The organism is Psychrobacter sp. Ps4 (assembly GCF_022129285.1).
Classification (GTDB): domain Bacteria; phylum Pseudomonadota; class Gammaproteobacteria; order Pseudomonadales; family Moraxellaceae; genus Psychrobacter; species Psychrobacter immobilis_A.
The window spans coordinates 1-12,263 of the sequence record NZ_JADQAK010000034.1 but is presented as its reverse complement, the minus strand read 5'-3'; the positions used below and the strand labels follow the sequence as shown (position 1 = coordinate 12,263).

Here is a 12,263-nt window from a genome sequence, read left to right as displayed (position 1 = left end):
TCTATGATGTTTTCAAGTCGTAGTCTGGTTGATATTTTAATGCTCGGCCAATTAGGTCAGACCGATGTTGCTGCGATGGGCATTGCGGGACGCGCTATTTTTGTGGCAACGATTATGCTCTTTGGTGTGACCACAGGGGGAGCTTTATTGACTGCTCAATATTGGGGAGCAGGAAATAGCGAGGGTGTTAAACGTTCGACGGCTTTAACTTGGCTCATGAGTAATATTACGGCACTAATAGCGGCAGGTGTTTTTTTCTTCTCGCCGGAGAGTGTTATTTCTCTTGCGACCAATAATTCTGAAGTAGTGGCTTTAGGTGCTCAGTATTTACAGATCACAGCATTAAGTATGTTCCCAATGGCTTTTGGCATCAGTATGGCTGTCGGATTACGCTCAATGCACCAACCAGGAGTAAGTACCTTTTTTAGCGCAATCGGAATTAGCTTAAATATCCTCTTGAACTGGCTATTGATTTTCGGTAAATGGGGATTTCCTGAGATGGGAATTGCTGGTGCTGCTTGGGCGACAGTAATCAGTGGTGTGGTTGAAGTTAGTCTTTTATATGCCTACTTATATCGTCGCAAACATCTACTATCTTTTGGGCTAAGTACCATTATTGCTGCTTGTGAATGGATTTATGTAAAACGTTTTTTAACCCTCTCTTTGCCGACCACATTTAACCATTTAGCTTGGTCTGCGGGTATTTTTGTTTACCACGCTATTATTGGTCAATATGGGGTAGAGGGGCTGGCGGCATTATCCGTGATGACGCCGATAGAATCGTTGTCTCTTGCATTTTTAATTGGTAGCTCAAATGCTGCAGCCGTTATGATTGGAAACCAGTTGGGTGCCAATAAAATGGAGGAAGCTTATCACCAAGCATGGGCTGTTTCCTGTTTTAACCTACTTAGTAGTATGGTGATGGCAATATTAATGCTGCTAATTAAAGAGCCGGTTCTGAATCTATTTACAGCGCTGACACCAGAAACCCGTGCATTAACTGAGCATTTCTTTGTCATTTATACTGGATTATTAATCATCAAAAGTATTCCAATGACTATGATTGTTGGTATTTTACGTGCTGGTGGTGATATTCGATTCTGTTTCTATCAAGATATTATTGCTCAGTGGGTTATTGGTATTCCTGTTGTTGCCATTTGTGCGCTGGTTTTCAAAATTCCAGTAGAGTGGATTTATGCTCTGTTAGGGCTAGAGGAGCTTGTGAAATGGGTGGGATCAACTATTCGTTTACGTTCGAAAAAGTGGATGAATAACTTGGTTGCTTAGTGAGATAAAAAATCGGCCATTAATAAAATAAATCCTAAGGCCATTAGGTTAGGTATATACTTAAATTAATGGCTATTTCGGATAATCTTACAATACCAACCCGCTTAATAAAACAACGTATTTAAGCTGTATAACTGACCAGTTTTGTTAGCGTTATGTGGGTAATCAGCCCATTTTGTATTGATTGTGTAACAGTTTGCATTCTATTTGAGTGCATGATCAGAAAACTCCTTTCTGTCTGTGTGGGTTTGCGGTAAATTTTACTTACAGATGTACAGCTTTATTGAACGATAAGAGCTGTACGCAATGACTTAACTGGATTTGAGGGCATAAATGTTACGACTGGCTCAGCTTTGTAAAGGCTACCAAGATGGCAGTGAGTACCATTCTGTTTTACAAGGAGCAGAGTTAAATCTTGAACGCGGAGCACAATTGGCTCTGATGGGAGAGAGCGGCTCTGGTAAAAGTACGCTACTAAATTTAATTGCAGGATTAGATTCATGTGACGCGGGTGAGATCTGGCTCGGAGACACTCCTATTCATGCAATTTCTGAGCGTCAAAGAGCTTTGTTTCGTCGTAATAATATCGGCCTAGTTTTCCAGCAGTTTAATTTATTACCGACCATTACTATTGCAGACAATATTCGTTTTTGTCGCCAATTAAAGGGGTTACCAGAGAGCCCTGATTTATGGCGCCAAATTATATCAGCGCTTGATCTTATGTCTCTGTTAGAGCGTTTTCCTGAAGAAGTTTCCGGTGGACAGCAGCAGCGCGCTGCAATAGCACGTGCTTTGTATATGGAACCCCAAATTCTATTAGCAGATGAACCAACAGGCAGTTTAGATGAGCGTAATGCTGGCGCTGTTATTCGTCTGTTAACTGGTTTATGTCAAAAACTGCAATGTACACTTTTGCTTGTTACCCACAGTGAGCAAGTCTCTTCTCAAATGCATGGCTGTATCCGATTGCAAGGGGGACAGTTGCATGTTAAGCCCCGTCATTAAGGCGTTATGGGGGCATTATAAGCGCCATCCATTTCAAATCATGCTGGTCTGGCTTGGTCTAACGCTGGGAATTGCACTTCTTGTTGGTGTAATGGGGGTTAACCAACAAGCGAGAGAAAGCTATCGACAAGGTGAACTTCTATTTTCAAATCCTTATCCTTATCGTATCCGTACAGCACAGTTAGGTCTTAAAGTTCCTCAAGGTTTCTATATTCAATTAAGACGTGCGGGACTTAAATCGTGTGCGCCACTTGATAGCTATCGAATCGTGACAGAGCAGGGGCGTGATTTTGAACTCGTCGGGCTCGATCCTGTTGCTATGTTCTCTGCTTTTACTCGCAGTGAGAAAAATATGGCAGCACTGCGAGCCGATATGCTGGACTTGATGAAACCGCCATATCCTATTATTGCTGGAGAGCAGCTTGCTAGTTATATGGGGGTCAAATCAGGCGATATGATCACATTAGATAGCGGCAAGAAAATTGGTCCAGTTGAAATAGTACCTGATGAGTTAACTGGCGGTCCTCGGTTAGTTGCCGATATTGCAAGATTAAGAGATATCCAGCCAAGTTCTGGCTTTACATCTATTGTTTGTGGTGAGATGAGCCATGAGCAATTAGTGCGCTTAACTCAGATATTACCTCCTGGCTTAACGTTACAACGTAACCAAAGTGCGAGACTTGAACCCCTAACTAATGCGTTCCATTTGAATTTGTTTGCGATGGGAATGTTATCGTTTGTGGTTGGATTATTTATTTTCTATCAAGCGATGTCTCTCTCTTTTACTCAGCGCCAGCCATTAGTTGGACGATTAACTCAGTTAGGCGTAACCGGCCTACAACTAGCCGCAGCACTCTCAATAGAATTAATTTTGTGGATTATTTTAGGTTTAATTGGCGGTAACCTGCTAGGGTTGGTCCTTGCACAGCAATTAATGCCTTCGGTTGCAGCAACGTTAAGTGATCTCTATGGTGCTAACGTTAATCTTGCTGTGAGTTGGCATTGGCAGTGGGGCGTTGCCAGCTTAATTATTGCCGGTTGTGGTAGCATTCTCGCGTGTGGTTGGCCGATGGTTCGATTAATCAAAACGCCACCTGTACGGTTAGCAACTCATATGGCTCTAGTTCGTTTTAGTGGCCGTGAGTTTGCTTGGCAATCAATCATTTCGTTAATTTTTATCTTGGTTGCAATTGGCATTTATCAACTACCTCATGGACAATTTGCGGGTTTTGTTCTTATCGCATTAATTTTAACCGCATCTGGGTTGTTAATGCCGTATTTACTCTGGAAGTCGTTCCAAATTTTAGGTGTGATATTTCCATCAGTAAAAATGCGTTGGTTCTTTACTGATGCGGCTTCAAGTTTAAGTTATCGTGGCGTTGCCGCAATGGCATTTATGTTGGCACTTGCCTCTAATATTGGTATGGAAACTATGGTTGGAAGCTTCCGCCATACGACTCACACTTGGCTTGAACAACGTCTTGCCGCAGATATTTACATTCGTCCTTCGATGAATATGGCACCAAGAATGTACCGTTGGTTAGAAGATCAACCTGAAGTGAATGACGTTTGGTGGCGTTGGCAAAAAGAGACGCCAACCGATGCGGGTACACTACAAGTGATGAGTATTGGTCAATCTGAGGGTGAAATGACAGCTCTTTCAGTGAAAGATATCGAACCAAATTACTGGCAGAGTTTACATTCGCAACGTGCCGTAATGGTGAGCGAATCACTGGCCCTTAAAAATAATTGGCACATAGGTGATATGGTCGATCTACCAACACCGATGAATGATAACTGGCGTATTGTAGGTATCTATTATGACTATGGTAATCCATATGGGCAGCTGTTGATCTCATACAATAAGTGGCACCGTTATTGGCCGCACTCAGGACAAGTTGGTTTAGCTATTCACTTGAACCCAGGCGCTAATGACGAGGCTCTATTGGCTAAATTGGGCGAGCGTTTCCGACTACAGCCAGAGCGCATCCGCAATAATTCTGACTTAATGACTCAAGCAATGCGAGTGTTTGATCAGACCTTTGTTGTCACGTCGACATTAGGATCATTAACGCTATTTATAGCTGTGTGTGGACTTTTCTTTGCCACTCTTGCTGGTGAAGTCTCTCGTCAACGTCAGTTTGCTCTATTACGCTGCATGGGGATGACCGGGCTGGAGTTAGCGATACTTGGCGGGGGGCAATTATTATTAATTGGTCTATTTACTGCTTTAATGGCGCTACCTCTGGGGTTAATTTTGGCACAGCTGCTGATTGATGTTGTTTTGAAATACTCTTTTGGTTGGACCATGCCTATCCATTATTTCCCAACTCAATATTTATTTACCTTGGGATCGGCATTAGTGGTCTTGTTGATTGCTGGTGGATGGCCAGTGTGGCGTTTAGTTAAACGATCCGCGATTTTGTCGTTAAGAGAGGCGTTCTAATGACAAAGCAATTTACACATATTATTTATTTAGCTTTGGCACTAACTCTTCTCGTTGGTTGCAATAAAAAAACAGAACGTTCAAATACGGCAGAAGTGTTAACTCGTTCTGATGAATATGTATATGAACCGGTTGTACGAGGTGAACCTGTTGAGTTTCCACGAGACTATGGGGCTCATCCTGAGTATCGAACTGAATGGTGGTACCTTACTGCTAATGTAAAATCACCCGAAGGCAAAGAGTTCGGAATTCAATGGACACTTTTTCGGATGGCAACCAGTACAGAAAAAGAAACGGGCTGGAAAACACCACAAATGTATATGGCTCATGCAGTCATTACTAGTAAGTCAAAGGTTTGGTATGCTGAACGTTTTGCTCGTGGAGGCATAGGTCAGGCTGGCGTTACCTCAACGCCATACCATGCTTGGCTTGATAATTGGTCATGGAAAGCTCTTGGTAAAACACCGTTTCCGGGCATGGTCGAATTTGCAGATGATGGAATGGCTGCGGTTCTTAAAGTGACACAGCATGGTCCAATTGTATTACAAGGTGATCAGGGGTATAGCAAAAAGCATCCTGAACTTGATATGGCTTCTCGCTATTTTAGTGCGCCATTTTTAGATGTTGACGGCAAAATCACCCTTGATGGAGCAGAATATCAAGTGAGTGGTGAAGCATGGTTAGATCGTGAATGGAGCAGCAGCATGCTCGCCAAAGATCAGCTTGGCTGGGACTGGTTTTCTATTCACTTAAATGATGGTAGCGCCCTTATGGTGTCTCAACTGCGTGAAAAAGACGATTTACCTTATTATTTTGGTTCTAGAAGCTGGCCTAATGGTAAAGTTGTTCAACTTGATCATACGCAAATTCGTTTAACTCCATTAAGTTACACTCGAATTGATGGTAAAAAATTTCCTTTACAGTGGAGAATTGATGTACCATCTCAAAATATTAAGTTAACGGTAAATGTTTTACGAAAGGATCAGTGGCTTCCTTTTGTATTCCCATATTGGGAAGGACCTATCCATGTGACAGGATCGCACTCTGGGCAAGGTTTTATGGAACTTACCGGTTATTAGCTACGTACCATAGGCACAGCAGTAGGAATCGCAAGTGACATTTTTTCAAAACTATGATGAACAGGCTTTATCTCAACGTTTAATGAATTACCGTAGAGAGTTTCACCGATACCCCGAATCAGCATGGTGTGAGTTTTTCACCACTTGTCGAATTGCGGCTCATATGGAACATCACGGTTATCAGTTAGCTTTTGCCGATGAGATCATTGCGCGTTCTGCCATAATGGGGCGCGATGAAGAAAGTGTTATTGAAGCGCAAAAAAGAGCCTTAACTTGGGGGGCTGACCCTAAGTATTTGGCTCAAATGGATGGTATCACTGGTTTAGGGGCGGTTCTTGATACTGGCCGTGACGGTCCGACTGTTGCCTTCCGTTTTGATATTGATGCTGTTGATGTGATGGAAAGTCAGGATGATTCCCATCGCCCAAGATTTTTAGGCTTTGCATCTCTAGCTCCAGGTATTGCGCACGCTTGCGGTCATGATGCCCACACCGCGATCGGTTTAGGGTTAGCCGAATTAATTGCCGCTAATAAAGATCAGTTATGTGGCAAAATTAAATTTATTTTCCAACCTGCCGAAGAGGGATGTCGAGCAGGAAAAGCCATTGCTGAAAGTGGCTGGTTAGATGATGTGGATTACTTCTTAGCTGCACATGTTGGTATGAATGTTCCAAGTGGTACCTTAGTTTGCGATCCCAAGCATTTCTTATGCAGCTCCAAATTTGATTTACATTTCAAAGGTAAACCTGCTCATGCGGGTATTGAGCCTAATGCCGGTTGTAATGCTTTAGCGGCGGCTTGCACATCAGTGACACAAATGCTGGCCATTCCTCGTCACCGAGATGGTATGACGCGTGTTAATGTGGGCCAGCTAAAGGCCGGAGAAGGGCGCAATGTCATTCCGGCTAATGCTGTACTTAAAGGCGAAACGCGAGGCGAGAACCGCGAAATTAATAATTATATGTATCAGCAAGTTGAGAGAATTGCTCAGGGATCTGCACATATTCATGGCGTTAACGTAGAAATTCAGGCTCAAGGCGAAGCAATTGGCTTACACAATGATACTGAAATGGTGAACTTGATTGAATCCATTGGCTTGGATGCTGGTTTCAGCGATGTCATTCGCGAAAAGGATTTTGGTGCAAGTGAAGATGTTGGTTATTTATTTGACCGAGTACAGCACAATGGCGGTAAAGCTGTGTACTGCTTAATTGGCTCAGATCTGACCGCAGGCCATCATAATGGTGATTTTGATATTGATGAGAGCCGTATGGTTTCTGGGGTAAGATTATTTGCTATGGCCCTAATGCGCTTAAATCCTTAGAAATAACGCTATTCATTCTGATCTTATAAACTGTTAGCAAGGGAGTAATAACCATTTACTCCCTTTATACTTTGTTTTGCAGTGATAAATCGATATTGACTTTTAGTTTTTATTATCCCCCTTTAAATCCTGCCTATATTTTAAGTTATTTGGTTTTTTGTTAATTTAGCTAAAACTATATTATTCATTTTAAATCAATGGATTAATATCATGTCCGCCTCTATTGTAGGGTGTTGTTGATACTTTTTTAGTTGTTTTAATATCTTTGTTGTATCTATTGTTTTTAAAAGATCTGAAATGTTACCTATTTCCAATTTATCAGTAGATTAGGTAAAAATATTCCGCTAATTTGCCCGCTTTTTACTACTCTTGTCTTGATATATTCAGCAAATTGGGGAAAGTGGATGTCGCAAAGCGATGGGTTAACAAACACAAACAGCAAAGTGACGACTTTGTTTTCATTATCAAAATGGTTGTTTCCCTTTTGTATGAATGACAAGTTTAAGTTTGCTTGTAAAGTCGGATTAAGCTTAACCCTTGCTTATCTTATCCCCATGGCTATGGGGTGGCCCCAAGCTTCTACTGCTGCAACCACGGTGATGCTGATTGCTTCTACAGGAAGTAAAAGAGAATCGCTAGCAAAAGGCTCGCTTCGTGTTCTTGGTACTGTTGTGGGAGCGGTACTTGGCCTTTCTTTGGTTGGTATTTTTGCTCAAGAACAATGGCTTTATATGCTATCGGTATCGGTTATTGTTTCCGTTATCTTTTATTTTCGAAATGCTTATACCAAAGATCCCACGTTATTTATGCTAACGGGTGTCATGACTCTAATGATGTCAAATGGAGGGGATGCGGAAGGCGCTTTTCTTTATGGTATCGATCGAGCTTATATGACCGTTTTCGGTGTTGTTATATACACTTTAGTCGGGACGTTTCTTTTTCCAACCAAAACAGAACAAAATTTACGTCAATTAGCGGCTGATCTGAAAGAGAAACAACAAGCGGTATTTGCCGGTATTATTCATCGTCAAAGTTTAACGCCGACTCAGTTAGATGAATTTGACGATCCACTTCCAGAACTCATCAAAGCGTTATTTACAGCACAATCGCAACTTGATCAACGATATAGCCTCATCAGTAAAGAGTGCAGTGATGTATCTGCCTATAAAACCGAGTGGGATTTGGCGCTACATTACTATAAGCAGATAACTCAACAGTTGGTTGCTGTCGGTCAATCCAGTTTTGATCAACATGTTGATGGTGAAGACTTTATTGGCAACTATCAAGATGCGGTTGAAGAGATTAATCAACTGTTTTCTCAGCTAGATGACGCATGGGCTGAACAACAAAGTCACTATATTGGATCAGAGCTAAAAGTAGATTTTGAAGTTGATGCTTTAAAAAATGCCGGTCATTTTGAAAAGGGGTCTGCAATAACCTTAGGGTTTTCTCTAAAGAGCTTACATCAAAAGCTGTCGAAGCTAACCGAAGTCGTGACTTGCATCGATTCAGTAACAGAGCGAGTGAGCTTTGATAAGCCAAATATCAATAACACCAGTCGCTTTATTTGGTGGGATGTTGAAAACTTTAAGACGGCAATAAAGGTTTTTGTTACCTATTGGGTTGCTGCATTTATCTGGATCTACTTAAATCCACCTGGTGGTTACAGTTTTGTGATTTTCTCAACGATTTATATGTCGTTGCTTTCTTTTATGCCAGTCCACCCAGTTATGCTACTGGTATTATTTACCTTTGGTTTTTTATTTGCGGTCCCGGCTTATATTTTTGTGCTGCCGAATTTAACGTTGGGGTTAGAGCTTGGCGTCTTTATTTTTCTTTATACCTTTATTGCGTTTTACTTGTTTAATGGTCCGGTCACCATTTTCTTCTTAATGGGACTGTTTATTCTCAATATTGATAACACCATGTTTTACCATTTCGGAATCGTCATGACTGTTATGGTACTGTTTTATCAAGTTGTATTGATGATTATTTTTTATCATTATTTCCCGTTTTCATCTAAACCTGAGCACCTATTCTTGGTTATGAGAGAGCGGTTATATCGTCATATTCAGCATTACCTAATGTCATTTTCTGCTTTAGAACCCAATAAGTTTCAACGAAGAAAGCGAGAGTTTCATCTTAAGATTCTTAAGTTTACGGTACCAAAGCTGAAGTTATGGGCATCGAAAATTAATTTAAAGCTATTTCCTGCACTTTCTAGTGAATCACTAATAGGTTTTGCCGCCGCGTCTGAACAGTTAGTTAATCATCTGACCATTTTAAATGTGTATGAGAAATCTTTGCACAATAACCCGCTAGTAAACAAAGCACGCAGTCAGTATCCAGATGACTCTTTAGCTGATATGGCGACAACGTTAGCGGGTGGCAAAGGAAAAGAGTTGTTAACAGCTGGTTTTGAACAATATCAAGTTGATTATGCTAAAGGTGAAAAGTCACTTGAGCATTTTTTTCAGCAAATAGATTTAACGTCAATTAGCCATCAACAAATTGCAGAGTTTTATATTTTCGTCTGTGTGAAACGCAATATTTTTGAAGCGATGAACCAGTGTAAAGATGCTTATGTTGTGATCGACTGGGATCATTTACGTCAAAAACGATTTTAAAAGGGAAGAGACTACGTGTTAAAACATTCATTGCGAGCTTGCATGACAATCTTGCCGCTATGTAGCTTGACCGCTTGTAGTGTATTAGGCCCGAACTTTGAGTCTTTACAACCTAAAGCTATACCAGCGCAATGGCAGTCGGTTGATCAACAAGATCAAGCTGATGTTGCACTATGGTGGCAGCAGTTTAATGATCCAACACTGGATCATTTGGTTGAGATGGCGGCTGAGCAAAATTTAGATCTTGAAGCGGCAGGATTACGTATTATTCAAGCAAGAGCGGCTCTTGGAATATCTCAAGGTCTCCAATATCCACAAGTTCAGCAAGTATCGGGTAATCTTGCTAAGGCCTACCAAAACGAAAAGTCATTTGATAATGCAGCTCTTAGCTTTGATGCGGGATGGGAGCTTGATGTTTGGGGTAAATATGCACGAGGAATCGAATCTGCAGAAGCATTAATGTACGCATCAATTGCTTCATATCGTGATATTGCTGTAACCATTACCGCTGAAGTTGCGCGTAACTATATAAATTATCGTACCTTTCAAGAACGTATTTTATTATCAAAACGTAATATTGAAATTCAACAACGTGTTGTTCATATCACCCAAGTTCAATATGACTCAGGTAATGTTACCGAGCTTGATGTTCAGCAAGCAAAAAACCAGCTATACACAACAAAAGCGGCGCTACCATCGTTAAAAATTGCTATGTTGCAAGCTCGTAATGCACTAGCAGTATTACTTGGGGTATTGCCTTCAGAAGTTGATGCGTTGTTAGGCTCTGATGCTATTGATAAAAAGATTGCAGTATATGATTCGCGATACGCTGTAGGCAAGAAAGCAGCTTTAAATGGCACTGATAAGTACTCTTTGGTACCTCATATTCCCAAAGTAGATAATCAGATTGATGCTAACTTAGTGATGCGTCGTCCTGATCTTCAAGTTGCCGAACTGCAAGCTCATAGTCAGAGTGCCAAAATTGGATTAGCTGAAACCGCACTATATCCAAGCTTTTCATTACTTGGTTCAATCGGTATTAATAGTACAGTCCCATCTGATCGCAGTTTCAGTTTTAGCGATTCTCTCATGCTTGTTGCTGGCCCAAGTTTTAGTTGGAATATTTTTCAATATGGTCGGGTGAAAAATAATATTCGCTTAGAAGATGCCCGCTTTCAAGAGTCATTAACCAATTACAATAAAAAAGTGCTAGTGGCGGTGCAAGAGGTCACCAATGCGCTTGAATCTTATGATTTGTATACAGAGCAAAAAGCCCTTCGTCTGCAATCGGTTAATTCATCTATTCGTGCTTTTAATATTTCCATGACTCAGTACGAAAATGGCCAAATCAGCTTCGAACGTTTACTGAACTCGGTTGAGAAGATGACTCGAAGTGAAGATAGCTATGCGCAAATTAAAGGTAATGTCGCCAATCAAATTGTTGCGCTGTATAAGGCCTTAGGTGGTGGATGGCAAATCACATCGGGTAAACCTTTAGTTGCTGATTCTACAATAGAAACAATGAAAAGCCGTACTGATTGGGGAACAAGCCTTGATGAAGATCTTGTTATGCCAAAAGCAGATTTACCTAAGCAGGTGACGTTACCCCAATTAGATCCCGAGAAGGTTCCTGTTGAGGAGTTGAATTAATGTCGATACCTCACGAACTCTCAATGGGAGATATTTATTATTCGCCAGTTTTATTAGTGGTGGTTTTGTCTCTGGTTGCTACGTGGATAACTGTTGTGATTTTAAATAAGACGCGGTTATCACGATTTATTGCGTATCCCTCATTAACGTTTCTCGCCATCATGGTTTTTTATGTGGTTGCGATCGATACTTTTTATATCCAAATTTAGGTGAAAGATGAAAAAGACAATCGTCATCCTAGTTAATCTTTTGATCATTGGTGGAGCTGTATGGCTGGGTTACCAAAAATATCAAGAGTACTTCAATAATCCGTGGACCCGAGATGGTCAGGTGAGAGCAAATGTGATCAAAGTTGCGCCTAGAGTGTCTGGGCCAATTACGAATGTTGCGGTTATCGATAACCAAATGGTGAATAAAGGCGATCTTTTATTTGAGATTGACTCAAGTACTTACGATGTTGCTTTATCAAAAGCTCAAGTTTCATTAGAACGCTCGATTATCAGTTCTAAAGGCAAAAAGATTGAATACGATCGTCTGCGTGATATTAGGGCAAAAGATCGTGGTGCTGTATCACACAAGGATCTTATTCGTCGCCAAATAGCTTATGAAGAATCATTACTGCAGATTCAAATAGCGAAAGAGCAATTAAAGGCAGCGGAATTGAACGTGGGTTTCACCAAAGTTTACGCTTCTGTAGATGGCTATGTTTCAAACCTTGATATTCAAACAGGAACGCAAGCTGTTGCAAATCAACCACTCATTGCATTAATTGATAAAAACAGTTTTTGGGTATTTGGTTTCTTTCGTGAAAACCAAATTGCCGCTATTCATGCAGGAAGTCAGGC

At 41.0% G+C, this 12,263-nt stretch carries 8 protein-coding genes; all 8 read left to right on the top strand.

Going from position 1 to position 12,263, the window contains the following annotated elements; translation table 11 throughout:
- Positions 1-1,287: MATE family efflux transporter (locus I3252_RS13920; RefSeq protein WP_238035640.1), on the top strand; the 1,287-nt coding region annotated here is incomplete at its 5' end.
- A gap of 333 nt (positions 1,288-1,620) precedes the next feature.
- Positions 1,621-2,292, top strand: coding sequence for an ABC transporter ATP-binding protein (locus I3252_RS13915; protein ID WP_044175500.1), 672 nt, complete (start codon positions 1,621-1,623; stop codon positions 2,290-2,292).
- Entirely contained in the window at positions 2,273-4,738 is a 2,466-nt protein-coding gene (locus tag I3252_RS13910) for an FtsX-like permease family protein (protein ID WP_238035639.1), read from the top strand. The genes I3252_RS13915 and I3252_RS13910 overlap by 20 nt, the downstream gene beginning before the upstream one ends.
- On the top strand, positions 4,738-5,817 hold the full coding sequence (locus I3252_RS13905) for a lipocalin-like domain-containing protein (RefSeq protein ID WP_065170449.1): 1,080 nt from the start codon (positions 4,738-4,740) through the stop codon (positions 5,815-5,817). Before I3252_RS13910 ends, I3252_RS13905 begins: the two co-directional genes overlap by 1 nt.
- A gap of 34 nt (positions 5,818-5,851) precedes the next feature.
- The gene (locus tag I3252_RS13900; RefSeq protein WP_227000304.1) at positions 5,852-7,141 is read left to right on the top strand and encodes an amidohydrolase; all 1,290 of its coding nucleotides are present in this window, start codon (positions 5,852-5,854) and stop codon (positions 7,139-7,141) included.
- 404 nt (positions 7,142-7,545) lie between these two features.
- Complete coding sequence (locus I3252_RS13895) at positions 7,546-9,768, top strand: FUSC family protein (protein WP_238035638.1); 2,223 nt, start codon at positions 7,546-7,548, stop codon at positions 9,766-9,768.
- 42 nt (positions 9,769-9,810) lie between these two features.
- Positions 9,811-11,418, top strand: coding sequence for a TolC family protein (locus I3252_RS13890; RefSeq protein ID WP_237033768.1), 1,608 nt, complete (start codon positions 9,811-9,813; stop codon positions 11,416-11,418).
- Positions 11,419-11,634: 216 nt separating this feature from the next.
- Positions 11,635-12,263, top strand: a 629-nt coding sequence (locus I3252_RS13885; RefSeq protein ID WP_238035637.1) for a biotin/lipoyl-binding protein, incomplete at its 3' end; no start/stop codon positions are given.

What these genes read in the sequence shown, in the direction of transcription:
- I3252_RS13915 (WP_044175500.1), top strand. Translation starts at nt 1,621, where the DNA reads ATGTTACGACTGGCTCAGCTTTGTAAAGGCTACCAAGATGGCAGTGAG.
- I3252_RS13910 (WP_238035639.1), top strand. Translation starts at nt 2,273, where the DNA reads ATGTTAAGCCCCGTCATTAAGGCGTTATGGGGGCATTATAAGCGCCAT.
- I3252_RS13905 (WP_065170449.1), top strand. Translation starts at nt 4,738, where the DNA reads ATGACAAAGCAATTTACACATATTATTTATTTAGCTTTGGCACTAACT.
- I3252_RS13895 (WP_238035638.1), top strand. Translation starts at nt 7,546, where the DNA reads ATGTCGCAAAGCGATGGGTTAACAAACACAAACAGCAAAGTGACGACT.
- I3252_RS13890 (WP_237033768.1), top strand. Translation starts at nt 9,811, where the DNA reads ATGACAATCTTGCCGCTATGTAGCTTGACCGCTTGTAGTGTATTAGGC.